This is a genomic window from Mucilaginibacter celer, assembly GCF_003576455.2.
Taxonomy (GTDB): Bacteria; Bacteroidota; Bacteroidia; order Sphingobacteriales; family Sphingobacteriaceae; genus Mucilaginibacter; species Mucilaginibacter celer.
In genome coordinates this window covers 5,090,901-5,115,767 of sequence record NZ_CP032869.1, presented here as the reverse complement: position 1 = coordinate 5,115,767, position 24,867 = coordinate 5,090,901, and the positions used below count along the sequence as shown (strand labels likewise).

The 24,867-nt window shown below is 41.9% G+C and carries 21 protein-coding genes; 17 read left to right on the top strand and 4 right to left on the bottom strand.

Annotated elements, in window-relative coordinates:
• The first annotated feature begins 183 nt into the window (after positions 1–183).
• The 7 genes from HYN43_RS21035 (at position 184) to HYN43_RS21005 (ending at position 6,808) form a co-directional block, all read left to right on the top strand.
• Positions 184–579: a DoxX family protein gene (locus HYN43_RS21035; RefSeq protein ID WP_119411190.1), complete on the top strand. Its 396-nt coding sequence runs from the start codon at positions 184–186 to the stop codon at positions 577–579.
• A 532-nt stretch (positions 580–1,111) separates the two neighbouring features.
• Complete coding sequence (locus tag HYN43_RS21030) at positions 1,112–1,303, top strand: Blp family class II bacteriocin (RefSeq protein ID WP_119411189.1); 192 nt, start codon at positions 1,112–1,114, stop codon at positions 1,301–1,303.
• 54 nt (positions 1,304–1,357) lie between these two features.
• Positions 1,358–2,113 carry an ABC transporter ATP-binding protein gene (locus tag HYN43_RS21025; RefSeq protein ID WP_119411188.1) on the top strand — a complete coding sequence of 252 codons (756 nt, stop codon included), beginning with the start codon at positions 1,358–1,360 and terminating at the stop codon, positions 2,111–2,113.
• Positions 2,110–3,429, top strand: a complete 1,320-nt coding sequence (locus HYN43_RS21020) for a hypothetical protein (RefSeq protein ID WP_119411187.1) — start codon at positions 2,110–2,112, stop codon at positions 3,427–3,429. The genes HYN43_RS21025 and HYN43_RS21020 overlap by 4 nt, the downstream gene beginning before the upstream one ends.
• A gap of 27 nt (positions 3,430–3,456) precedes the next feature.
• Complete coding sequence (locus tag HYN43_RS21015) at positions 3,457–4,104, top strand: hypothetical protein (RefSeq protein ID WP_119411186.1); 648 nt, start codon at positions 3,457–3,459, stop codon at positions 4,102–4,104.
• A 1-nt stretch (position 4,105) separates the two neighbouring features.
• Positions 4,106–4,609, top strand: coding sequence for a TlpA family protein disulfide reductase (locus HYN43_RS21010; protein ID WP_119411185.1), 504 nt, complete (start codon positions 4,106–4,108; stop codon positions 4,607–4,609).
• Between the two features lie 18 nt (positions 4,610–4,627).
• A complete protein-coding gene (locus tag HYN43_RS21005) occupies positions 4,628–6,808 on the top strand; it encodes a peptidase domain-containing ABC transporter (RefSeq protein WP_119411184.1) in 2,181 nt (726 codons plus the stop codon).
• A 24-nt stretch (positions 6,809–6,832) separates the two neighbouring features.
• Here HYN43_RS21005 and HYN43_RS21000 read toward each other — a convergent pair whose 3' ends face one another.
• Positions 6,833–7,231: a DUF1801 domain-containing protein gene (locus HYN43_RS21000; RefSeq protein ID WP_119411183.1), complete on the bottom strand. Its 399-nt coding sequence runs from the start codon at positions 7,229–7,231 to the stop codon at positions 6,833–6,835.
• 110 nt (positions 7,232–7,341) lie between these two features.
• Between HYN43_RS21000 and HYN43_RS20995 the strand changes: the two genes are divergently transcribed.
• The 10 genes from HYN43_RS20995 to HYN43_RS20950 all read left to right on the top strand — a co-directional run bounded on the left by HYN43_RS20995 (position 7,342) and on the right by HYN43_RS20950 (position 18,219).
• Positions 7,342–8,172, top strand: a complete 831-nt coding sequence (locus HYN43_RS20995) for an XAC2610-related protein (RefSeq protein ID WP_119411182.1) — start codon at positions 7,342–7,344, stop codon at positions 8,170–8,172.
• 239 nt (positions 8,173–8,411) lie between these two features.
• Entirely contained in the window at positions 8,412–8,807 is a 396-nt protein-coding gene (locus tag HYN43_RS20990; protein ID WP_119411181.1) for a hypothetical protein, read from the top strand.
• Between the two features lie 182 nt (positions 8,808–8,989).
• Positions 8,990–9,544 (top strand): hypothetical protein, encoded by a 555-nt coding sequence (locus tag HYN43_RS20985; RefSeq protein ID WP_119411180.1) that lies wholly within the window; start codon positions 8,990–8,992, stop codon positions 9,542–9,544.
• 201 nt (positions 9,545–9,745) lie between these two features.
• Complete coding sequence (locus HYN43_RS20980) at positions 9,746–10,306, top strand: carboxymuconolactone decarboxylase family protein (RefSeq protein WP_119411179.1); 561 nt, start codon at positions 9,746–9,748, stop codon at positions 10,304–10,306.
• Between the two features lie 43 nt (positions 10,307–10,349).
• Entirely contained in the window at positions 10,350–13,118 is a 2,769-nt protein-coding gene (locus HYN43_RS20975; protein WP_119411178.1) for a TonB-dependent receptor, read from the top strand.
• A gap of 6 nt (positions 13,119–13,124) precedes the next feature.
• Positions 13,125–14,393 carry an MFS transporter gene (locus HYN43_RS20970; protein ID WP_119411177.1) on the top strand — a complete coding sequence of 423 codons (1,269 nt, stop codon included), beginning with the start codon at positions 13,125–13,127 and terminating at the stop codon, positions 14,391–14,393.
• A gap of 2 nt (positions 14,394–14,395) precedes the next feature.
• Positions 14,396–14,941, top strand: a complete 546-nt coding sequence (locus HYN43_RS20965; RefSeq protein WP_119411176.1) for a carboxymuconolactone decarboxylase family protein — start codon at positions 14,396–14,398, stop codon at positions 14,939–14,941.
• Between the two features lie 28 nt (positions 14,942–14,969).
• The gene (locus tag HYN43_RS20960; protein ID WP_119411175.1) at positions 14,970–15,509 is read left to right on the top strand and encodes a carboxymuconolactone decarboxylase family protein; all 540 of its coding nucleotides are present in this window, start codon (positions 14,970–14,972) and stop codon (positions 15,507–15,509) included.
• Positions 15,510–15,581: 72 nt separating this feature from the next.
• Positions 15,582–17,807 carry a CRTAC1 family protein gene (locus HYN43_RS20955; RefSeq protein WP_119411174.1) on the top strand — a complete coding sequence of 742 codons (2,226 nt, stop codon included), beginning with the start codon at positions 15,582–15,584 and terminating at the stop codon, positions 17,805–17,807.
• A 46-nt stretch (positions 17,808–17,853) separates the two neighbouring features.
• Positions 17,854–18,219, top strand: coding sequence for a hypothetical protein (locus HYN43_RS20950; protein ID WP_119411173.1), 366 nt, complete (start codon positions 17,854–17,856; stop codon positions 18,217–18,219).
• 318 nt (positions 18,220–18,537) lie between these two features.
• On the opposite strand, the gene HYN43_RS20945 is transcribed toward HYN43_RS20950, so the two are convergent.
• From HYN43_RS20945 to HYN43_RS20935, 3 genes are read right to left on the bottom strand one after another with little or no spacing between them, the layout of a single operon-like run.
• Positions 18,538–21,297 (bottom strand): restriction endonuclease, encoded by a 2,760-nt coding sequence (locus HYN43_RS20945; protein ID WP_119411172.1) that lies wholly within the window; start codon positions 21,295–21,297, stop codon positions 18,538–18,540.
• Positions 21,287–22,195 (bottom strand): hypothetical protein, encoded by a 909-nt coding sequence (locus HYN43_RS20940; RefSeq protein ID WP_119411171.1) that lies wholly within the window; start codon positions 22,193–22,195, stop codon positions 21,287–21,289. The genes HYN43_RS20945 and HYN43_RS20940 overlap by 11 nt, the downstream gene beginning before the upstream one ends.
• A 7-nt stretch (positions 22,196–22,202) precedes the next feature.
• On the bottom strand, positions 22,203–24,071 hold the full coding sequence (locus HYN43_RS20935) for a site-specific DNA-methyltransferase (RefSeq protein ID WP_119411170.1): 1,869 nt from the start codon (positions 24,069–24,071) through the stop codon (positions 22,203–22,205).
• Positions 24,072–24,867: the final 796 nt, after the last annotated feature.

Genomic DNA, 24,867 nt, shown 5'->3' with positions numbered 1-24,867 from the left:
CCATCAATTAATGCAGGTTAAAATCCTCTGCCGGACTATAATAAAGTTCGCTGAGATGAAGACATCGGGTAAAGCATTGTCCGGGTCAGGGTTTAATTTGCCCGCTTCGGCTTTAAACAGCTTAGAGAACTCCCGTTTTCAGCGCAATTTTGAATCATCAAACAACAAAAAAAACTTAACATCATGAAAACTAAAACAGTAAAAACAATCTATTGGATAGGCGCAGTACTTACAGCAACCTGGTTTGCAGCAAGCGGTTTAGGCGAATTAACCAACAACCCATTTGTTTGGGGAATAACCGTAAAATTAGGGTACCCTCCGCACTTTATCTATATTCTTGGTGTAGCCAAGCTGGCAGGCGTAGCCGTACTTTTGGTGCCAAATAAATTGCTAAGGTTAAAAGAATGGGTATTTGCAGGCATCTTTTTCGATATCATTTTTGCCTTCCTGTCAAAATTAGCGGTACTCAATTTTGCCGCTACTGCGGATGCCATTGTGGCTTTTACTATGGTAACGGTAACTTATATCATGTTCCGTAAATTGTACCAGGTTGTATACGTAAACACCGCGGCTAAATAAAGAAGTATTTTTTTCTAATTATCTGCACATAAAACAAAGATCGTCATAAATATATGGCGGTCTTTTTTTATGCATACATCGCCGGATATTTCGGTTTAATTAAGTTTGGATAATGATGATGTATAATTATTAGGCTTGATTATCAGCTTGTTGGAAATTATTTTAATCAAATAGAAATATTTTATTTGTATTTTATAATTTAATATACTACCTATGTATTATAAATCTTGTCACAATAAATATCCTGATTAGTTCTTTGTACCGGTTAAAACCTGCCCGGTTAGAATTTTGAAGCCTGTTTTTATTGTTTTTTAATTTAGTTCTGACTGAACGATATTTTTTTCGCAATAGTATTTATTGTGTACAAAATATTGTTCCTGGTTGGATTGGTGATGTATTGCTTTATAATTAACACTTGGGGGCGTGCCCCGGTGAAAAATATTGGTCTGATCAACCAGAGAGGAAATTATGGCCCAATCCTCAAATTGCGCGCTTTAAAAAAAGGGCCTTTTACTTTAAATAAATTAAAAAAATGAAAAAACTATCTGTAAACAAATTGAACATGCAACAAATGGAACAAATTGAAGGCGGCATGGCTGCTGCTTCTTGCGACACCAAGCTGGCTGCCGCTGCTGCAGGCTTTGCGCTGATTGGCTGCTTTATCCCCGGAGCGCAAATTGTGGCTGGAGCTGCTTTAGGCGCCTGGATGAGCAAATGCTTATAAAAACAAAGGTACCGGTGCCCGGCAAACAGCCGGGCACATTTTAAATTTTTTACTATGGCTAAAATTGCATTGCAAGATATTTCGAAGGCGTTTAACAATAAAATTGTGTTAAACCAGGTAACACTCACCATTAACGGCGGCGAAGTTTATTGTATTTTAGGACGAAACGGTGCGGGCAAAAGTACGCTGATTAATATTGCCTGCGATATTATACCGGCAGATGAAGGATTGGTTAAATATGAGGATGGCCAGTTGCAGGGTGTTACGCTACGCAGGCTCACCGGTATTCAAAGCCAGTTTGAAACCCTGATAGAAGAGCTGAACGCTTATGATTACCTGCAATTTGCAGGTAAGATATACGGCATGACAAAAGCCGAAATTGCAACGCAGATTAAGGTGCTTACCGATTATTTTTTTGAAGACGACAAGGATTTAAGTAAGCCTATAAAATCGTACTCAACCGGGATGCGGAAAAAAGTTATGTTATGCGCAGCTTTTTTGCATAAGCCAAAGTATATGTTTTTAGATGAACCCTTTGCCAATATTGATCCGATAGCTGCCAACGCGCTTTGCAAGCTTGTTAACGCTTACCGAAACGAGAATAGGTGTATCATAATTTCCTCTCACGATTTACTGTATGTTAACAAAATTGCTACGCATATCGGGGTGATTGAAGGCGGAAAACTGGCTTATAATGGCAATATCGATAAGTTCAGAACGGGAGCGGGCCTGGATGAAGACATGCTATCCTATGTGCAGCCAAAAAGTAACGAGAGCTTTTTACTTGACCAAATTATCAGCGAGTTATGATTTGGTTTCTGTTAAAAAAAAGATGGACTAACTTTTTCTCCATCACCAACAATGTTTATGAATTGTTAATGCAACTGATGTACCTGGTGGTCATGGTTTCGGTGGCTACTACCGCCGGGTATATTTATACGCTTACCGTTAATGGCCAGCTCAAATTGCAGCCTGTTACATTAATCCGTTTTTTAATGTACAGCCTTTACCTGTTACCGGTATTGTTCAAGTTCTTTCCCTCGGTGCGCGTAAAGCCGGCCCTTATTCAAAAATATTATCCACTTACCTTGTTTAAAGCCGCTACTACCGAGTTGGTGTATGCTGTTTTTTCTACATCATCGGTATTTTTTGTTGCACTGTTTTGCATCTTGTTTATCTCCGTTTCCGGGGCCGGATCTGCCGTTTTTGTTGCACTGTTTCTTTTTGGCATTTGTGGTATTGTACTGGCCGAAAATATACTTGCGGCATATTATCTTAAACGAAAGCTATTCCTGGCTGTGCTTATTGTTTATATACTTGTAGGCACGCCGGCAATCGGATATTTGTCTTTATCGTCAATATCGTATCTTTTGCCAGGCGCTATGGTGTTATTATGCGGGTTATTTTATCTTTTTTACACCCCTAACGAATTGCTGATTGAGCGGCCCGTGATGTTTTTTGCCAGTTCGCACAACATGATCCTCAAAATCATGTCGCGCGTAACAAAATTTCGCGTTGCAGTTGCCTTTTCGTTTGTTATACAAACCGCGCTAAGTGTACTGTTTATTACGGTATTGTTTGATGAATTGCAGTTTCTTAAATTCTATATGCTTTCATCATTAATGTATTTTTCATATTGCTATAACAATACGTTTGGTTTTTTTGCCGCGCCAACGTTTAATATGATAATGGCAGGCTGCACAATGGGGCAGTTTATACGCTTTTATCTCAAAGCACTGATCCCTTTATTTATTTTAAACCTGGTATCCTTTGGTCTGATCTTTTTTTTTCAAAAAACTGTTTTTACAGTTCCGTTGATATCGGGCCTGGTTGTGTTGCTCTTGTTTAGTATGGCAAACGGCTTGTTGTTTTCAATAATTAAAATTAAAAATGTTGAAAAAGCTGTTTCTTTCGATCAGAATAATTTTAATACCAACCTGCTGCCCACCTATATTTTAGGTGCAGCCGGGGTTATTACCGGTTTAACAGAAGACAAACCGATACTTTTTTATGCCGTTTTGGGGCTGTTGGTAGTGTATAGCGTAGCGGTTGTTATCTATCTGTTTATCAGGCAACATCATTTGTTGCATATTCTTGCTAACAGGCTTGCATCAAAAAAACGGTAACATTTTTTACACCTAAAACCTTAAACCATGTACATCGAACTTTTGCATATAAAAAAGATCTACTACTTTTTGGCGGTAGTGGTTCTGTCAATATTTTTTACTTATTACATCAACGCGGTATTTGTTTCTAAAAGTGTTTTGTTTCATACCTATGCCGAAAGCCTTACAGATGAACGGATTGGCGAGCTTTTTAATATCAGCCGGTCATATACCTTTATTTCATTTATAATACTGCCTTTTATAATACTCTTCCGTGTTTTTTATAATGCGGCTGCAGTTTCAACCGCCACACTTTTAGAAAACCAGGGGCAATACAAATTCGACGATAATTTCAACATCTGCCTCAAGGCCGAACTGGCTTTTATCCTCATGAGCATCGGTAAAATAATAGCTTTCATTTTGTTTAAAAAAGTAACGGTTTTAACCGATATCGGCTATATGCCATTATCGGCGCTGGCTTTCTTTAACGCAGATACATTGCCTAAATGGAGCCTTTTCGCATTACAATCGGTTAATGTATGGGAGTTGCTTTATTGTTATATCGGCGCTCATCTGTTTGCAAAAAACTATGGCATTTCGGTGGGCAAGTCAATACGCCTGTTTGTATTGCCATACCTTACGGGACTGTTAATTGTGGTTTTGATCGTTACTTTTCTTACCCTTCAATTTGCCTGAAATGAAACGTAAAACAGTGTTTTTTTTAATAATAGGATCGGTGTTATTATTAGTAGTAATACTGGGATATTGCAGCCTGCGTAAGGTTTCAAACAGAGAACTGGCCGCCAGGCGTGGTAAGCCTATGCCTGTTTTGCCTTTCAGGTTTTTATCGCCTTTGCATAGCCTTGAAGGTAAACCGGTTGTTATCAATTATTTTTCGCCCGATTGTGATCATTGCCAATACATGGCAACGCAAATGGTTAAAAATAAAAACGCGTTTAAAACCTGCGAAGTGGTTATGGTTACCGGGGCAAACGAAGGCCAGACCAGGGCTTTTATTACACAATATAAATTAAATGAATTATCGTTTATAACGGTTGGCATTGATACGGCATCACGCTTTTTCAGTTTATTTGGTATGGCCGATTCGCCCTCGTTTTTTGTTTATTCCCGTCAACACTACCTGCAACGGGCCATTGCCGGCGAAACCAGGATTGATAGCCTTAGTTGCCTGCTAAATTAACCAAAATACAATTGTAACATGAATAACCAATACAAAGGTTTTGTTTTACAGCAAGATCAGGCCGACTGTGGGGTAGCTTGTTTGCTTTCTGTGATCCGGTATTACGGGGGCGACAATAATCTCGAAGAGCTCAGAAAACTATCAGGAACATCTGTTACCGGGACAACATTATTGGGACTTTACCAGGCAGCAAAAAAATGCGGGTTTAATGCCGAAGGCTGCGAAGCAGATACCCAAATACTTGCCGATTATAATATGCCTTGCATACTGCACGTAAAAAACAGCCATTACGTGGTTTTTTATAACGTTATCAAAAAGGGGGCAACGCTAAAATTTGTTATCGGCGATCCGGAAAAAGGCATCATATATTTACCAGAAGAAGATCTTAAACTATTGTGGATCTCGGGAAAATGCCTTGAATTAACACCCGACAGCTCTTTTAAAAAAGCTGCCGACATCAGGAAGGAAAAAATACGATGGATCTACAGTGTAATTCGTAACGATATCGCATTATTGGGTGTAGCCACAATACTTGGAATATTGATCTCGGTTTTGGGCCTTGCGCTGGCCATTTTTTCGCAGCGATTAATTGATGATATCTTGCCGCACAAAGCCATCGTTAAACTCGAAGCAGGCCTTGCCCTTATTTTGCTGTTATTGTTATTGAAAGAATTTTTATCCCTGCTGCGGCAAAGGCTTTTAATTTCGCAAAGCCGTGATTTTAATAACAGGATCATCAATTTTTTTTATGACCGCCTGCTTTATCTGCCAAAACCTTTTTTTGACAGCCGCAAAACCGGCGATTTAACTGCAAGGCTGAATGATACTGCACGAATACAAAAAGTAATTAGCCAGCTTGCCGGTAATGTTGTTACAGATGCCGTAGTGGTGCTGGTTTCGTGTGTGTTTATATTTATCTATTCGCCTGTAATAGGTTTGGCCACCATTATTATTGCTCCTTTGTTTTACCTGCTAATCCATTTTAACCTTAAAAAAATTGTTAGCGGGCAAACCGGTATTATGCAGGCTTATGCACAGTGCGAGGGTAATTATATTTCAACACTGCAGGGTATCGATACCATTAAAAATCATAACAAGCTTAGCCTGTTTTCTTTTAGTAACAAACGTTATTTTGAAAATTACCAGGCTAATATCTTTTTACTGGGTAAGCTCCAGGTAACACTATCATTTGTTGTTAATATATTTTGTGTATGTTTTTTAACAGGAGTACTGGCTTACTGCAGCTATGAGGTTTTGAACAACCAACTAAAAGTTGGGCAAATGATGGCTGTAATAGGGATCTCGAGTACCTTATTGCCGGGCATTGCCAACCTGGCTTTAACCGCGGTGCCTGTAAACGAAGCGCGGGTAGCGTTTAACAGGATGTTTGAATTTACCCTTGCGCTTCCCGAAAGCCTGGCTAACGGTGAAGAGCCGGATGATATAAACAGTATAACCTTGTCGCACGTGGCATTTAGGTATCCGGGGCGACCGCCTGTTTTGGCAGATATATCCTTCCGCCTGCAAAAGGGCGAAGCTATAGCCCTTATCGGCGAAAATGGCTGCGGAAAAAGTACTTTAACCCAAATCATCCAGAAACACCTGCTGTATGAAAGTGGCAGCATCCATATTAATGATACATTGGAGCTATGGGCAATAAATACATCGGTATGGCGCAAACTATCGTGCATTGTGCCTCAGCAACCTTTTATTTTTAACAGCACCATACTTGAAAACATAGCCTTCGATGATGCCGTAAATAACACACAGGCTGTTATTGATTTTTTAGCTACCTATGGTTTTGATGAGTTCTTTAACAGGATGCCTCAATCTGTTTACACCCTGGTTGGCGAAGAAGGGCTAAAACTATCGGGCGGGCAAAAGCAGCTGGTAGCTTTGGCCCGTGCGGCTTACTCAAGGCCTAAACTATTGATACTTGATGAGGTTACGGCTGCGATGGATAGCGAAACCGAATTTTTTACATTTAATTTGCTGCAGAAACTTAAGGCCGATATAACAATCATCTTTATCTCGCATAAGTTACACCTTCTTAATAATTTATGCGATAGGATGGTGATTATAACCAAGGGTATGGTAGGCGCAATGGGCAGTGCGCCCGAGCTTTTAAAGCAGGATAATTTGTATAGTACCTATATGCATAATATGCTTAAAATATACAGCACATCTTATGCAGGTTAACAGGGATATAATCCTGTTTTATTTCTATTTCTTCGAGCTTTTATAGGCTTCCATAATTGCCTTTACATCAATATCTGCACAATCTTTAATCAGCTGGGAAATAATATCAAGCGGTATTTGTTCCCGCTTACTGAAATTGATGCAACTTTTTTGAAAGGTAGCGTCATGAAGTAAGAATTTATACCGATCATGAATTTCGGGGCGGCAATACATCGGGAATACATGTAACGACATGTATTGCTTCCCGCTGGCCAGCGCGTATTTAAAAGCGCCTGTTTGGCAGTAAAGGACCATCTCGCTGCGCATCATAGTGCCAACGGAAAAAGAAACGGTTGAGTCGTTGGTTATGATGATCTGGTGTAGTTCATTTAGCAGGGCTGATCTTTCTACGGGCTGGCTGGCGATGTATTCTTCGGGTGTCATGTAATAAAGTTAAAAATTAAAACTCAGGCAGCGAAGTTTTAATGTAGGGCTTAGCCTAAAATCAATTGTAATAAAAACGTATTTTAACATGGTTGATATTTAAATGTACAATGCAGCTTATTAAGTTTTTTAAATACGGATGGATGATGAGCATTGCCTGCGCGTGTGCCCACAGGCATGATGAACAATCAAGTCAACAGCAACCGAAACAAGAACAACCTGCACAAGAGCGACCGAAACCCAAAACAGTAAGTGGGCCGGTTATACGCGATGAAGATGAAAAGGAGTTTAAGGTGCAAAGCCAGCCCTTTGATATTAACGGGATGCATTTGCAGTATCAATATTCAGTTAAATATGTGGTTAGCCGTGATGATCCCCATGAAAAGGTGTGGATTATGGATAAAAAACTGATTGATTTGAAGCGGCATGCAGTTGTCTTTAATTTATGGATAGAGAATGAAGATATAAGGCCCGTTGTAAACCTGGCTGATATCAATAACAAAAAATATAGCCCGGCGAATTTTGATGATGTGAACTTTGATGGGTATAAAGACCTCCGCGAAGCGTGCAAGCCCTGTAGCGGACCAAGGGATAATATCGAATTTGTTTACCTTTTTAATCGTCGTACAAAAAGATTTAAATTGTGGAGATTGCTTTGGGGAGTAAACCTTGAACTCGACGCCAAAAACAAAACAGTACAATCATACACAAGCGGATTGAACAATGGCGAATTCGGTTTTCAGGAAGTTAAGTTTGGGGTTGGAGGAGTGCAGCTTTACAGAAAGCAGGTAACAAGTGAGTTTTTAGATAAAAAGAACGATGCATTTAAAGTGATTTACGAGAAATATAGTGGCGAAAAACTATTGGTGCATAAGAAACGCATTATAAAGGCCGAAGAAAGTTATGAGCCCAGGGATGTGATAGATGAAATGACAAAATGAAAACGATACCGTTTTTTATGTTGAATAAGTTGTTTTTAATATTAGACCTATGTATGGTACAACCGGGCTCCTCTGTTAATTTTAGTTTCCGGTTGTATAACACGCACGGAGAAGTTGTAGAAACAGACGAGCTTTGTTCCAAATATAAAGTCAGTCGGGCAGGCAGGCCTGAGATAATCAGTTTCTGTAATACTGCCCCTGCTATACGTTTTGATCAGGCATCAAAGAAAGTCGGAATTATGGTAAGCACTGTTTATGCCGATGTAGAGATAGGGCTTATTCATAAAACTGATACCATGACCATCCGGGTAATTAATTCAGGCTACGGTGCTGTTGTTGATATTGATTCGCTGGTTTTTAAACCGGGAAAATATGCCATTAAATGCACACCGCGTGTTGTTAATGGTAAAACTCTGCCCGATTTGCCGGTTCTGAAGCTGAAGCAAATTGATTATGGGATCGCCCTGGCCGAGTATTACAATTATTGGCTCGATTGGTATAAAAAATTGCTTAAACGCGAATCGCCCGAAGCATACCTGCTCCCAAAACAGTTTCGCGCATTACAGCGTAGCTACCATATATCAACAGATGACTTGAATTATAAAACTGCCAGAGACCTGGGCTTTAAAGAATAACCTGGCTCATGATTATTAATAGTGCCGATATCTGAGCCCATGTTTGTTTTCCTGATTGTTTTAATGTTCGGGTGTTTTATAACGCATTCAATCAATCCAATCACTATCTAAAAAAAAGTGTAATATTTGAAAATATCGATTAATAGTCTCATCTTTAGGCTACCAGTTATTATTTAACCCGATTGAAAAAGCTAATCGCATATCTTTTACTATGCATCGTTCTGTTCAACACGGCAGGATACCTGGCTATTCATGAATACCTGGAGCACAAAACCCAGCAATTTTTTGTTGATCAAACGGCCAAAGGTTTTTATAACGTTAAAGATCTTACCGAGATAACCATCCCCTTAAATATGCCCTATATCCATGATTGGACACGGTTTGAAAGGGTGAGCGGCCAGGTGCAGTTTCAAAATATCAACTACAACTTTGTTAAAATGCGCCTTACGCGCACGGCTGTGCATTTAATGTGCGTACCCAATTACGATACCACCAAACCTACCGATAAAAATATACTGGATGCCCGGAACATGAAGGGATCATCAGTGCCTCAAAAAGACCATGTGCCATACCCCAAATCGGCAGTGGTTGAAACTTTTAGCTATTTTACCTTCGCGCAGTTTGTATTTACCTGCCCGGTTATAAAAAGCTTCCATAAAAATATTGTACATACTGTACAACCGCTCGTTAACTACTATCAGGATATTCCCGAGCAACCGCCCAAAGCTTCCTGCTAACACTTTTCTGTATTAATTAACAGCTGCGTTTGCTTAGTGCAATTGTTGCGGTGTATTATGTCGATTTTTCTTTGCTGTTTGCTTTTTCGCGGTGTTTATCCGTTTGAAAAATGATGCTGTAATTTTTTACGCGCCCGTAAATGAGAACGCCATAAATACCCACGGCGCTGGCTATTCTTCCACATTAGTTTTTATTTTATAATGCCTCATATCCCACTTGAGTCTCACCTGCCGGGTATTACCGGCTTGCTGGAGTATAACAAAGTTACGGCCCAGCCTATCCGCGATTTAACACAGATCCTGCTGCGCGGGCCTTCAACGCTTTCCGAATTTGACCGGGAGCTAATTGCCACTATCGTTTCTCACGGTAACCAATGCAAATTTTGCACCACCGCCCACACCGCCGCTGCCGACCTGCTGGCCGGCGAAGCCGAAACATCGCAAAAAATTAAAGAAGACATTGAAACTGCGCCCGTATCCGAAAAAATGAAAGCCCTGCTTACCATTGCCAAACTAACCGGGCAAAGCGGCCGCAATGTTACCCCAACGCATATTGAAAGAGCCAAAGCCGCCGGAGCTACCGATATTGAAATTCATGATACCGTTTTAATTGCCGCCCTGTTTTCGCTTTATAACCGCTATGTAGATGGTATGGGCACCGCTCTGCCCGATAATCCCGCTTATTACAATGTATTGGCCGAAAGGCTTGTTAACCACGGTTACACCCGTTTGCCGCAAGGCTATGATCACCTTAAAAAGTAAAACACCCTAATTATTTTTCAACCTAATCTCAATCCCCAACACAATGAAAAAACTTTTATTTATCCTGCTCTTATTTGTATCGACGTCGCTGTTTGCGCAGGACGCTGATGTAAAAGGCACTATTCTTAACAACGCCACGAGCGCGCCGGTAGAGGGTGCCAGCGTTAGCGTTAAAGGCAAGCTTGCCGGTACTACTACCGATTCGAAAGGTAATTTTAGCCTTAACGTTAACAAAATTAAATTGCCGCTCACCCTGGTTATTTCGGCCGTAGGTTTTGAACCGATAGAAACCAGTGTTAACAGTACCGATGCCAAAGTAGGTGTAAAACTGGTACAAAAAGCCATTGTGCTTAACGAGGTAGTTACCGCGGCTACGCGTATTAACCAAAGCATCCTGAAATCGCCGGTAAGTATCGAAAAATTGAGTCTGAAGGCCATCAGGGAAAACCCCTCGTTCACTTTTTACGATGGTTTGCAGAATATAAAAGGCATGGAAGCCGTTACCAGCAGCTTAACCTACAAACAGGTTAATACACGCGGTTTCAACAGCACCGGCAACAGCCGGTTTTTGCAATTAGTTGATGGTGTGGATAACCAAACACCTGGCCTCAACTTTTCGGTGGGTAACTTATTCGGCGCATCCGATATTGATATTGAAAGCGCCGAGGTTATCCCGGGAGCAGCCTCGGCATTGTATGGCCCGGTGGCTTTTAACGGTTTGTTATCATTAAAAACCAAAGATCCTTTTAAATACCAGGGCTTAACTGTACAGATAAAAAGCGGCCTGAACCATTTTGGCGAATCGGCTGTGAAACCGCAGGGCCTGTATGATTTTGCGGCCCGTTTTGCCAAATCATTTAATGATAAGTTTGCTTTTAAAATCAATGCTTCTTACTTAACCGGCCGCGACTGGTATGCTACCAACTACACCGATATCAGTGCTTCAACACCGGTTGCCCAACGCGGACCAAATAATCCCGGTCGCGATGCCTTGAATATTTATGGCGATGAAGTATCACGCACCCTGCCCGGAATTGGCCTGGTATCCAGAACAGGTTATGAAGAGAAAGACCTGATGAACTATAACGTTTACAGCTTAAAACTGAACGGCGCTTTACAATACCGCATCAACAATAACCTTGAAGCCATTTACCAGTACAATTATGGCCGTGGTACCGCCAGCTATACCGGCAGTAGCCGTTTCGACCTCAATAATTTTGTACTGCAAACACACCGGGTTGAATTAAGGGGCAGTAATTTTTTTGTAAGAGGATATTCTGTTGCCGAAAACTCGCACGATTCATATAACACCCGCTCGCTGGCCCAGTTTATTAACCGCGATTGGGTGAAAGATTTAAACGGTACTACTGTAACTCCTGATAAAGCCGATGATACCTGGTTTACCCGCTACGCCGCGGCCTACAATGGTACGGTTAACGGCGTAACAGCTCATGACAATAACGTAGCCCGGGCTTTTGCTGATCAGGGCCGTTTTTTACCCGGTACGGATGCTTTTAATAAAGCTAAGGATGCATCTATACACAACTATGGCTTAGCCGGTGCTGGCGTATTCAGTGCCAGTAAGTTTTATCATGCCGATGGCCAGTACGATTTTAGCAGCGCCATTAAGCTGTTCGATCTGTTGGTTGGCGGCAGCTTCCGCGATTACCGCATGTTTACCAACGGCAGTTTGTTTGATGATAAAACCAATAAAGTTACCATACAGGAATACGGCTCATTTATCCAGGCCGGTAAAAAACTGTTTGATGATAACCTGAACCTGGTAGCATCGTTACGTTATGATAAAAACGAAAACTTTAAAGGCAGCTTTACGCCACGTTTTTCGGCAGTGTATACGGTTGATAAAACCCACAATTTCAGGGCATCATACCAAACAGGTTTCCGTAACCCAACCCCGGTTGATCAGTTTATCCACCTTAACGTAGGCCCAATTACCATTTTGGGTGGCGCACCTAATAACAGCAAGGGCATGAATGTGTACGAAAACTCGTTCACCGCATCATCTGTAAGTGCCTTTGGTGCCGCATTTGGCAAAGCAATGCAACAGGGTACGCCGTTTCCGCAGGCTGTTGAGCAAAATAAAGGTTTGCTGAAAAAATCAAACGTAGCCTATATCAAACCCGAGCAGCAAAAAGCATTTGAGGTTGGTTACAAAGGTCTTGCTGCCGATAAATTATTGATTGATGTAAACTACTATCACAGCAGCTATACCAACTTTATTTTGAACACGGTAGTTATCCAGCCGCAAAATACCATTTTGGGTAGCGATGGCAACGTAACCACAGCGGCAGCAAGCGATATCCCGAACGGCAAAGTACATGCCTTCCAGTTGTACACCAACGCGCCCGATGAAGTGTCATCGCAAGGTGCAAGTGCTGGTTTAACCTATTTATTTGATGGCGGGTACGCATTAGGAGGTAATGCCACCCTCTCTGTATTCAGCCTCAAAAATGCCAATCCTAACAACGTAGCTGCATTCAATACGCCAAAATGGAGCACCAACGCTACTTTGGGCAACAGTAATATCGGCAACAATTTTGGCTTTAACGTGGCCTGGCATTACCAAACCGCTTTTGATTGGTATGGCACCTTTAACGGCACGCTGCCGGGCCGGGTAGATTCTTATTCACTGTTTGATGCCCAGGTAAGTAAAAAACTACCTGCCTTTAAATCAACCATCAAACTGGGCGGCAGCAATATTTTCAACAAGCATATCTATCAATCGTACGGTTCGCCGGCAATTGGCGCTATTTACTATGTATCCATTGTATTTGATGATCTTTTAAAATAAAAACTCATGAGCACAATAACATTAAGCGAAGAGGTTACAGCAAAACAAGCAGACATCAGCGTATCCTATCGCGTGATATTATTCCTGATCTGCTTTATCAGCACCGCCCTGGGCGGTACGGTATCAACCCTTATGTCGGTTTATTTGCCGGTAGTAGTACGCGATTTGCAGCGCAATTTGCCCGCCGGCGAAGTGAGCACCATCAGCGGTTATATCAATGCCGTTTTCATTTTTGGCTGGGCCCTGGGCGGGTTTACCTGGGGTGTTATCAGCGATAAAATGGGCCGCAAGTTAGCCTTGCTGATGGCTATTAGCTGTTACGGCATTTTCACTATTCTCACCGGGCAAATGCCTACCTGGTGGGGTGTGGTAGGTTGCCGTTTTATGAGCGGTTTTGGCGTTGGCGGCGTACTGGTTACCAGTATTACATTGGTAAGCGAGGTTTGGCCTGCTAAAAGCAAGGCGGTGGTTATCGGCATTTTGTCGATAGCTTTCCCGGTAGGCATCTTTTCGGCAGGTGTTATCAATTATGTGGTTTCGTCCTGGCGTGAAGGATTTATGGTTGGCGTTATACCACTGGCGCTGGCTTTGCTGGGTGCCTGGCTGCTCACCGAATCGCAAAGCTGGCTCGATTACCGGGCCGATACAGCTAATAGAAGCAAGCCCTACAATAAACTTTTTTCGCCCGTTCACCGGCGCGAACTGATAGTGGGTGCATTAATGTTTGGCACTATGCTTATCGGTCTCTGGGCAATTTTTTCATGGCTGCCCACCTGGGTGCAAAGCCTTATTACCACCCGCGACGCCGACAAAGAACGCGGCCTGAGCATGATGTGCCTGGGAATGGGAGGCCTTACCGGCGGCTTTTTTTCGGGCTGGCTGGTAAACCTGCTCAAGCCGCGCCGATCAATGATATTGTGCTTTGCCGTTTGTACCGGCTTGTCGTTCATCCTGTTTAAAACCAACAGCACCTTCAGCCCGGCTGTATATGCCGAGATAGCTGTATTAGCCTTGTTTTTTGGGGCCAGCCAGGGCGTGTTATCGGCTTACATCCCGCAGTTGTTTTCAACCGGCATCAGGGCTACGGCTACCGGCTTTTGCTTTAACATCGGTCGCATTTTTACCGCTACCGCAGTACTGTTTGTGGGTGTGCTGGTATCAACGCTTGGCGGCTACAGCAATGCCCTGTTTATTTTCTCTTTAATATTTATGGTAGGACTGTTGGTAGTACTTTTTGTGCGCGAAAAACCGGCCTCAACCAATCAACCTAATTAATTATGGCACACATCGAACTGAATAATGATTTACCCGGCATCAGGGGCCTGATGGCTTACCGCCCCGAAACTGAGAAGCCTTTGAATGCCCTTGCCGAGGTTTTATTAAGGGGCGATAATTCCCTGAGCCGGGGTGAGCGCGAACTGATAGCAACCTATGTATCCTATCTTAATGATTGTTTCTTCTGCCAGAATGTTCACGGCGCATTGGCCGGTCATTATCTTGATTGCAACATCGATCAGATAGATGCCATCAAAGCTGATATGCAGCATGCCGATCTATCCCCCAAAATGAAAACCCTGCTGGCTATTGCCGCCAGTGTGCAAAAAAGCGGCAGGCACGTAACGCCCGAACAAATTGAAGCAGCCAGGGCCGAAGGCGCAACCGATACCGAACTGCACGATACCGTGCTGATAGCAGCCTCATTTTGCATGTTTAACCGCTATGTGGATGGGCTGGGTACCTGGTCACCGCAAAACAGGCAGTTTTATGTTGACAGGGCGCCGCAGAGGGCTCTCGACGGGTATCAATCAAGCGTATTTAAATAAATCAAAAAACTCATAAACCATACAAATCATGGCACACATTAAATTAAATAACGAAGAACTACCGGGCATTGTTGGCCTGCTAAATTACCGGCCGGAAACCGCCCGCCCGCTGCTTGACCTTGCCGAAACTTTACTTCGCGGCCCATCAACCTTAACCAGCGGCGAAAGGGAAATTATAGCAGCTTCGGTATCCTACTGGAACCAATGCCACTTTTGCCATACCTCGCACGCCGCCGCCGCCGTGGCGCACCTGAAAAGCGGTATCAATCTTATCGATGATATCAAAGCGGGTTTGCCGAATACACCTGTATCTGATAAGCTAAGAACGCTATTGCATATAGCCCACCAGGTGCAGCGCAATGGCAAAAATGTAACCGACGATGATATCGCAGCAGCCCGCGAAGAAGGGGCAACCGATGCGGAGATTCACGATACGGTTTTGATAGCTGCTGCATTTTGCATGTTTAACCGCTATGTGGACGGCCTTGGCACCTGGGCACCCGAACCGAATGAAGCCTATTTGGAAATGGGCGAGCGGATGGCACATGTTGGGTACGGGAAATATTAAAGACTTACAGTCCCGCCTTGCAGCCTGATCGGACCAGGGCGGGATTGTAGGTATACTACATCTATAATAGTTATGAAAAATAAAATTTTTATTGCTGCAGGTTGTTTTTTGGGTTTATCGCCGATGATATCCTGCCAGGATTCATCTCACCAGGAGATGGTTGACATTTTGCAGAAACTTAATAAACAAAGTTTTACCATTTCGCACCCGTTTAAAGAAGAACGGAAGCTTGCCTATTGCGACTCATTACTAAAGCTCGGAAAAGACGGTCAAAGGCCATATATATACACAGAACAAGCATCCTTGTTGCTGAAAGCAGGACGCGAACAGCAAGCGGTAAATACCTACCAAAAACTGATAGGGCAGTTTGATCCGATGTCGCTCGATCAGATGATGCCTGATATCGGTATCGCTTATATGCGCCTTGGCGAGCGTACCAACTGCATGCTTAACCATACGGGCTCATCGTGCATTTTTCCTATTAAGGATGATGGTGTGCACAAGATCAGAACAGGCTCAAAAACCGCTATTGATATTTACCAGGAAGTACTGAAAATGCACCCTGAAGATCTGGAATCGAGGTGGTTGCTCAATATTGCTTACATGACTTTGGGCGATTATCCCCAAAAAGTTCCCACACAATTCCTCATCCCTAATTTAAACAGGGATAGTGCCGTTTATACAAAACCGTTTATTGATATAGCACCCAGCCTGGGCCTCAACATTAACGGCAGGGCGGGCGGCGTTATCACCGATGATTTTAATAACGACGGTTATCTGGATATCGTAACATCGGGCTGGGATTTGAGCGACCCCATGCACTACTTTGAAAACAACAAAGACGGCACTTTTACCGATTGTACCGAACATAGCGGGTTGACAGGCATAACCGGCGGCCTTAACATACAGCAAACAGATTATAACAATGACGGCCTGCCTGATATTTTTGTATTGCGCGGTGCCTGGCTAACCAAGGGTTTTGGCAACCAGCCAAGCTCATTACTGAAAAACAATGGCGACGGCACTTTTACCGATGTTACCATCCCTGCAGGGTTATTGTTTTTTCACCCCACACAGGCGGCCGTGTGGGCCGATTTTAATAATGATGGATGGCTGGATGTTTTTATTGGCACAGAAAGTATCACCAGCGCTCCTAACGGTAATTTATCAAGCTGTATGTTGTTTATTAACAACTGCAATGGCTCGTTCACCAACATTGCCGCTAAAGCGCATTGCGATATCACAGCTTTTGTAAAAGGTGTTACCGCCGCTGATTATGATAATGACGGCAAACAGGATGTATTTATTTCGACGATGGATGGCCGCAAGCATTTGTTGCATAATATAAGCAAGCCAGACGGGCAGGTTGATTTTGAAGATGTTACCATAAAAGCAGGCATCGATAATAACGAACGTAGCTTTACTACCTGGTTTTTTGATTATGATAACGATGGATGGCAGGATATTGAAGTGAGCGATTACCAGTTTGAGCATGCCTTAAGCTACTACAGTGCAGCGGAAGCGTTAGGTAAACCGGTTCCAAATGCAGGTAATATTATTTTATACCACAACAATCACAACGGTACATTTACCGATGTTACCAAACAAGCCGGGCTGGACAAGGTGGTGTACAGTATGGGCGGTAATTTTGGCGATATGGATAATGACGGCTACCTGGATATGTACTTTGGTACCGGTAATCCGGATTTTAAATCGTTGGTGCCTAATAAGTTTTTTAAAAATGCCGGCGGTAAGCGGTTTATTGATATTACTTCATCATCGCGCACAGGTAACCTGCAGAAAGGGCACGGCGTGGCTTTTGCCGATTTTAGAAACTGTGGTTACCAGGATGTTTTTGCCCAAATGGGCGGTGCTTATATAGGCGATTCATACGCGAGTTCGTTATATTTGAATCCGGGGAATGATAATAACTGGATAAGCCTTAAGCTTGAGGGTGTTAAAGCCAACAGAGCGGCGATAGGCAGCCTAATAAAACTCACTTTTACCGAAAATGGCGCAAAAAGGAGTGTTTATAAAACGGTAAATTCGGGCGGTAGTTTTGGTTCATCGCCTTTAAGGCAGGAAATAGGGATAGGCAAAGCGCAAAAGATAGATGATATTGAAATAAAATGGGCCGGCAGCGGTACAATTCAACATTTTAAAAATATTTTGCCCGGCCGGTTTTTATCTGTTACCGAAGGTGTTGACAGTTATAAGGTTATACAATTAAAAAAGCTTACATTTATAAACAAGCAAGGGCTGATGTGTATGCCGATGACTGCCAGTAATAACCAATAATTTAATATCACTTTATATATACCCAATACGCTAAATTAAATCAACGATGAAAAAAATCCTGTTAATGTGTTTCCTGTTTATCGGGATAGCAACAGTTGCCACAGCACAAACTAAAACAGCCGCCGATAAGGCAAAAGGCCTGCAAAAGCAGTTAAAGCTTACCGATGCGCAAACAACTAAAATAGCAGCTATTTACACCGAATCGTCGGCAAAGTTTGATAAGATCAAGGCTGCGCACCATGGCGATAACACCAAAATGCTTACTGCTATAAAACCACTGCGTACCGAAACTATCAGCAAAATAAAAGCAGTTTTAACCAAAACCCAAAGCGCCGAATACGATAAATTGCTGAAAAGCGATAAAACCGCAGGCGGAAGCGGCTGGGGCGATGGCTGGAGCGCCGGGCAATAAGGTTTTAATAAATTATAAAAAGAGGCCGTATCATAGATCATGATCGGCCTTTTTTTATTTTGGTATGTATATTGAAAATCGCCTGAATATTTAACGGCTCCTAATCGACGCATAGCGACAAGTTAAGAAACGGGCTTTTAAGTTCCCCTCTTGAGAGGGGGCGCGATGGGAAAGAGCGGGAGCCGGGGTGTGTTATACGAGCGATAATCACAAGTAGCGTAACACACCCCTCCACCCCTCTCAAGAGGGGAATCGCACAATTCCACCGCTTTTGCTTAGGTTGATGGCTATGCTAATCGAAGTAAAAAGCTTTTTAAACTATATTTTTAAATCACTAACTGCGCCAACAACGCGATAGTGAACATCGTTAATTACCGAAAAATGCTTTTCTGCACACTGAATTTTACGTCGTTCAGTATCCCTTAGCAGGGATCTGTCGGCAGATGCCTTTGCATCCTTAGTTTCGGCAACAAAATATATTTTGGTTTCTTCACCTTCTTCTCTTTTTATCAGTGCCCAATCAGGATTGTATGGACCGATGGGCGTTGTAATCCTGAATTTTGAAGGAAGTTTTACATAAAACAAAATATCATCCCTGTTTTGGCAATCTTCAGCAAATTTCTTTTCAGGACCGCTCAGCGAATCAATCACAATATAGTTGTAAAGTGTTTTGTTTTGATTTTTTACTTCAACAAGATTATCCAGGTATTGATCAATCTCTGCCGATTCGAATAATTTCATTTCATAGGCCCCGCCTGCAATCTTTTGATATTCGATACCATTGATTTTAATCCTGTCAAATTCATCACGGATAATTTTTACCACCGAATCCATAAATAATTGCGGATTATTAAAAATTTCGCCCAATCGCCCGCACGATAAAATGATCCGGTTAATAGTATCCCTGGTTAGTTCGGTTTTGGATTGAATATAGGCCACAAAATCGGGGATGTCATGATTAACGTCTTTAATTATTTTTTCTTTCGAGCCCCTCTGCTCTCCACCCAGTGCTATCAGTTCACCTTCTTTATTTCTGATAAACTTTGCAGCATTTCTTTCCCTGTAAATAACAGGCTTATCAATAACAGGCATATTTTGTAAGGCCGTTATGCAATTGTTTACAAGATCGTCTGTTTTATAATCAACCTTATATTCGGTACGGGATCTGAGCTTATCCCACAGTTCCAGAAACAGGGCATCGTCAAGCCATTTGTTTTTTAGCTGTACTTTTTTCCGTAGTCGTGCATTTTTAATTCGCCCTTCAAATTTTACTCCCGTATCTTCCTCAATTTCCGATTGCAGCGCTTTTGAAAATGCCTCGTACGATTCATTGGCAATAACCGTAAGCCGGTTGATGGAGCGCTCTGAAATACGTTCGCCATTCTGGTTAACACAAAGCCTAAGCCCGCGGCCTATTTCCTGGCGTTTTTTAAATTCAGATTTTGTTTCATTCAACGTACAGATCTGGAACACGTTTGGATTATCCCACCCTTCGCGAAGGGCAGAATGGCTGAAAATAAATCTTAAAGGAGTTTTTATATCAAGCAGCCGTTCCTTATCCTGCATTATTAGCTTAAAGGTATCATCATCTGCCTTTGAACTTTTTCCTTCTTTCGAGTCCTTGAATTTTCCTTTGTCCTGGCTAAAATATCCATCATGAACTTCATGCGCCGTGTAAGGATACATTCCGCGATATGCGGGCATATTTCGCCATTTTTCGAAGCTTTCCTCAAACCACAAGGCAAATTTTCCTGCTTTGGGGTTGCCCTTTTCATCATAGCTACGGTAATTAACCACGCGGTCGACAAAAAAAACGGATAAAACTTTAATTCCGTGGCGCTCAAACTCTTTTTCTTTTTTGAAATGGTTTTCCACGGTTGCGTCAATCATTTCTTTCAGAATCTGATCCGTAAGGACACCGGTAGCTTCTCCGCGATAAACAAGGTTACCTCCCGAAAATTCAACATAACCGCTTTCTGTATCTAACTCGTTTATAATATATCCGTCTTTATAGCTGTCCCAACCTTTCGAAAGGGAGTACAGGTCATCGCCTGTTTTAGCGATGACTTGTTTTTTCACCGCACCGGATTTTTCATTCATAAAAATGGTAATCCTGGCAGTAACCGATTGTTTAGCCAAGTTAAAACCGTCGACACTGACAAAAGCGCCCGTATTGTCGTTTCTGGTAAGCACGGAGTCAACCTCTATTTGTTTAACCAGTCCTAAGTCGTAAGCTTTTACAGGGTCTAATTTGTAGATGAGGTTATAAAAATTTTTATGCGTGGCCGAGTATCGCAACGTAAACAAGGGATTTAAATTAGCTATAGCCTTTTTGCGAAGATCCGTTTCCATATTCTGAGGCTCGTCTATAATCACAACAGGGTTAGCGTGTTGGATATATTGGATAGGTTTTATGCCGGTTTCCCTAATCTGGTTAATCACATTTGCATCTTTTGCAAAGCTGTCGATATTGATAACCAGGATCTGAATAGTATTGCTTTTTGCGAAGCTGCCCAATTCTGTGAGGCGTGCAGCATCATACACCTTAAATTCGGCAGGTTGCTTTTCATAAATTTCCTGAAAATGATTAAATGTTATAGAAAGGCTTTTCAATACACCTTCGCGAACAGCAACCGACGGAACTACAATTACAAACTTTTTAAAGCCATAAACTTTATTCAACTCATAAATGCTGCGCAGGTAAACGTATGTTTTACCCGTGCCTGTTTCCATTTCAACAGAAAAATTCGGAAAGTTGGCTGCTATGACGGATTTTTCAGCGCTGTTTTTATTTTCAGGTATTTCGTTGTACCATAGCTTTTCGAGAGCTGCAGACATTTCGTCGTTTTTTAGTTTGTTGGCCGCCTGCACCTTATTAAGGTTCACTAATATCTCATTTTCTGATAAGCTGAGATTATTGCCGATGCCAGTTTCTGTAAATTTTATGCTGCCGCTTTGGGATGAGGTATATGAAAATTGAAAATCTGCGCTGTTTAAATGCTGTCCTTCAAACAAATCAATAACCGATTGAATTGCTTCGAGCTGATAAGCCTGATTTTTATCAAATTTAAGCTGCATTTATAATTTGCATTAAGAAATTAAATAATCCGTCAGAAAAAACATTGTAGGGAGGCCTCGGAAAGAGCAACGTGTTTATAACCCGGCCGCGTTCAATCAGGTCAATTTTTATGTTTGCATGGTTGGCGCTGGTTCCGTTGGTGCCCCATACTATAAAAAGCAATTTGGGCCTGTAGCCTAATCTCGCATCAAAGTTGTCAACAAGATCAAATAATACATCAAACCGTCTCCAATCTTCGGGATAGTTTCCAAATGCTTCATTTTCTATGGGTTTGTCTGCGTTATGGGTTTTAAACTCAATTATGGCTTCAAAGCGGCCGGTAGCATGGCTATATATCATGGCATCAATATCCCCGGGCCATGGATTTTGGGTTTCGTTAGCAAGGTAGCACTCCAAATTTGAAGTAGCAGCTTTCATATTTTTAGGTCTATCAAAGCTTCGGCGCCTTAAACGCTTGATGCCCTCCTGCATTGCGCTGAGGTTTAATTTTTTATGTGTAGCGATTGTTACACCTGTTTCGGTATCTGCGAAAGAAAAAGAGTGAATGATCTCGTCGGCCGGATCATAACCGATTGGATAATTTTCGGGCCACAAAAAGGTGAAAAACCTGCACTGTAAAACACCTGACAACTGCATGATCAACCGGAGCTCATTTTCAGAAATTAACTGCGTAATATTCTCTAAAGTGATGTCTTCATCCGGTGTTTCCTCACGATATTCCAGCTTTTTGAACAGGCCGTTCACCGCGTTTTCGGCCGTAACGATAAAGCCATCGATATTGATAACCGAATAGGTTGCATTATCTGTTTTGATCCATAAAACGGGGTTGAAGTTTGTAACGGGGTATCGTGTTTCCCTGCCTTCGCAAACTCTGGTTTCGGGTATTGATAAAATCATATCGCTATCAAATTGTATGAAATATTATGCCCTCATTTTCAACCAGCAGCTGAATATTGGTTTTGTTTTTATCGTTCTTTTTAAAAATAGAATCCAGGCATATAATTATTGCCGGCTTCTGCCTGATAATTTCTTTTGCAGACTGTACAGTAATAGATTGGGTTGCCACTATCAGGTTTCTTTCAGGAAAGAAATAGAATTGATCTTCGGAAACGGAAATGACCTGCAGCGTTGAAGACAAGGGCTCGCCCTGTTTTATTGCAATTTCCCAGGCCATATTTTCGCCTGTTGATTTTTCTTTCTCTAACGAGCTGAACATCTGCAGCTGCTCCACTATATCTTCTTCACTTTTCAAAAAATCGCCCCGCCAGATCTTAAAATTTGAATCAGAAAGTTTGAAAAATCTAAAACCCGCGGCAGATGTGTTTTTACCCCCGGGCCCTTTGCCTGCCATGTTATTTGTTGATTGGGCCACTTTTGTTAATCTTGCCCTTGTAACTTCAGCAATTGTTCTGAAACCGAGTTTATAGGCTTCTTCCAACTCGTTAATCTTTTCAGGAAGCTGTACAAGAATAAACTTGCGGTTTGCCCCATCTTCCTTATTTAACTCGTAAACAGCATGCGCAGTTGAGCCCGATCCCCCAAAAAAATCCAATATAAGATCGTTTTTTGAAGTGGAGATTTTAATCAGCGCTTTTAACAGCCGGGTTGGTTTGGGGTTATCAAATACATTTTTACCATTAAAAATAGCCGTCAGTTCGGCCGATCCTTCCTGGTTGCTTCCAAAATCCTGGTGCCCCCAAAAATTATGCGCGCACTGGCCCTCTTCCATTCTTTCGCTCAGGTAAAATTTTTTACGCGGCCAGCCGTCGCCGCCGCCTGGAAAGTAGATTCTTCCTTCGGCAACCAGTTGCCTGTATGTTGTTTCGGCACCCATCCACTCTTCGTTCAGGATCTTGCCCGTTGGTGTTTTGATAGTATATTTTGAACCCGACTGGCCGGAACCGGTCTTCCACGGCTTCGAATCCCAGGGGCCAAGCGGGTCATTATCCGGATTGGTATAACTATCCTGCCTTGCTTCTGAAAGCGGGATGCCGTAAAATGTACCTTTTCGCTTTAGGGCTTCAGAATTTTTGGCGTATACCAAAATGTATTCCGCCACTTTGGATACCATTTTCGATTTATCATTGGGTTGATTGTGCCTTCTTCGCCAGGTGATAATCGCTTCCTTATTTTCTTCACCAAAAATTTCATCCATCAAAATTTTCAGATTTGCCAGTTCAGTATCGTCAATATTAATGAAGATGACACCATCGTCGGTAAGCAGGTTTTTGGCCAAAAAAAGCCGGGGCAACATCATCGATAACCAATTTGAGTGAAACTGGCCGTTTTCCTTTTTGTTGGCACGGAATAATCCCTCTTTTATCATGAAGCCGTCTTCATCCTTATCCCTTATCTTTTTCCTGTACGTTTCTTTGGTTTCTGAAAACTTGTCGGGGTAAACAAAGCTATCATTGCCGGTATTATAAGGAGGGTCAATACATATCGCTTTTACTTTGCCGTAATATGATTTCTGAAGCACTTTCAGCACTTCAAGGTTTTCACCCTCTATCAATATATTTTCGGTATCTTTCCAGTTTACTGATTGATCCATTCCGGGTATCAAAGTGCAGGCTGATGGTGATTGCAGCATTTTAAATGCCTCGCTTTTACCGGCCCAGTTTAATTGATACCGTTCATTGTCGGTATTAACATCTTCTCCTAAAAGTTGCTTTAGCTGATCAATATTTAATTTGCCCTCCGAAAAAGCACCTGGAATAATTGCCCTTAATTTCTCTGTTAAATCGTCGGTTATATTTAGTGATTGACTATCCATGTGTTATTTGTCGGCGTTTTAATAATTTAATATCAAAATCAGCGGTGATGACTATCCCGGTTAAACAGTTGATCTTGTTTTTAATATTTTTTTCGAAGATAAATACTTTGCAGCCACCTCCGGCAGCACTTTTTTTTGAATATTGCTTAACCGCCTGGCCATCTCTGAAATAAAGAAAGCTTTTTTAATTTACTGCTACAATTGTTCTTGATTCATATGCATCGTAATTGCTCAAAATACCGAAAGCTGCCGCTGACTAATAACTCAGAACAGGTTTCGGATAGTTTCTGAAAATCAATCGCCACAGCTTTCTGTTTGATTTTTTTTGTTTTTATGCGAGTTTTGATAGAATGAAGAAACAAAAAAGCCCTTTGATATGCAATTAAAGGGCTTTTTGATATTTTTGTCAACTTTATCAGCGGAGAGGGTGGGAACAGGGCTTGTTAATTACAGGCCTGTAATTAACAAGCTTCATGTATTTTAAGCTTTTATTAGTTCCAGAATAGGTCACCACTAAAAAGAACCAAAATCACTTAAACTTATGTTTTAACGATACGAATAATTTTATGGACCTACAATCTAATCATCCGCATTTTACCTAATTACGATAAGCATTAGATGCTGATATTCATTATTTTAAAAGTTGTCTCTAATTAATTTTTATCGGTGCCGTGACAAATAAGGCAGATTTTTAATGAGGCGATCAGATCAATGCCAGCTTTTCAATTGCCTTATAACCAATGAGTTTGTTAGCTATTGCCGAGGTTTTAAAATAGATTCACTTTATTTACGAAAG

Excerpts from the sequence above, each read along its gene's own strand:
- HYN43_RS21020 (WP_119411187.1), top strand. The coding sequence starts at position 2,110 with ATGATTTGGTTTCTGTTAAAAAAAAGATGGACTAACTTTTTCTCCATC.
- HYN43_RS21000 (WP_119411183.1), bottom strand. The coding sequence starts at position 7,231 with ATGACACCCGAAGAATACATCGCCAGCCAGCCCGTAGAAAGATCAGCC.
- HYN43_RS20995 (WP_119411182.1), top strand. The coding sequence starts at position 7,342 with ATGCAGCTTATTAAGTTTTTTAAATACGGATGGATGATGAGCATTGCC.
- HYN43_RS20965 (WP_119411176.1), top strand. The coding sequence starts at position 14,396 with ATGGCACACATCGAACTGAATAATGATTTACCCGGCATCAGGGGCCTG.
- HYN43_RS20990 (WP_119411181.1), top strand. The coding sequence starts at position 8,412 with ATGGTAAGCACTGTTTATGCCGATGTAGAGATAGGGCTTATTCATAAA.
- HYN43_RS20940 (WP_119411171.1), bottom strand. The coding sequence starts at position 22,195 with ATGATTTTATCAATACCCGAAACCAGAGTTTGCGAAGGCAGGGAAACA.
- HYN43_RS20975 (WP_119411178.1), top strand. The coding sequence starts at position 10,350 with ATGAAAAAACTTTTATTTATCCTGCTCTTATTTGTATCGACGTCGCTG.
- HYN43_RS20960 (WP_119411175.1), top strand. The coding sequence starts at position 14,970 with ATGGCACACATTAAATTAAATAACGAAGAACTACCGGGCATTGTTGGC.
- HYN43_RS21035 (WP_119411190.1), top strand. The coding sequence starts at position 184 with ATGAAAACTAAAACAGTAAAAACAATCTATTGGATAGGCGCAGTACTT.
- HYN43_RS20955 (WP_119411174.1), top strand. The coding sequence starts at position 15,582 with ATGAAAAATAAAATTTTTATTGCTGCAGGTTGTTTTTTGGGTTTATCG.
- HYN43_RS20980 (WP_119411179.1), top strand. The coding sequence starts at position 9,746 with ATGCCTCATATCCCACTTGAGTCTCACCTGCCGGGTATTACCGGCTTG.
- HYN43_RS21025 (WP_119411188.1), top strand. The coding sequence starts at position 1,358 with ATGGCTAAAATTGCATTGCAAGATATTTCGAAGGCGTTTAACAATAAA.
- HYN43_RS20945 (WP_119411172.1), bottom strand. The coding sequence starts at position 21,297 with ATGCAGCTTAAATTTGATAAAAATCAGGCTTATCAGCTCGAAGCAATT.
- HYN43_RS20950 (WP_119411173.1), top strand. The coding sequence starts at position 17,854 with ATGAAAAAAATCCTGTTAATGTGTTTCCTGTTTATCGGGATAGCAACA.
- HYN43_RS21005 (WP_119411184.1), top strand. The coding sequence starts at position 4,628 with ATGAATAACCAATACAAAGGTTTTGTTTTACAGCAAGATCAGGCCGAC.
- HYN43_RS20970 (WP_119411177.1), top strand. The coding sequence starts at position 13,125 with ATGAGCACAATAACATTAAGCGAAGAGGTTACAGCAAAACAAGCAGAC.
- HYN43_RS20935 (WP_119411170.1), bottom strand. The coding sequence starts at position 24,071 with ATGGATAGTCAATCACTAAATATAACCGACGATTTAACAGAGAAATTA.
- HYN43_RS21015 (WP_119411186.1), top strand. The coding sequence starts at position 3,457 with ATGTACATCGAACTTTTGCATATAAAAAAGATCTACTACTTTTTGGCG.
- HYN43_RS21010 (WP_119411185.1), top strand. The coding sequence starts at position 4,106 with ATGAAACGTAAAACAGTGTTTTTTTTAATAATAGGATCGGTGTTATTA.
- HYN43_RS21030 (WP_119411189.1), top strand. The coding sequence starts at position 1,112 with ATGAAAAAACTATCTGTAAACAAATTGAACATGCAACAAATGGAACAA.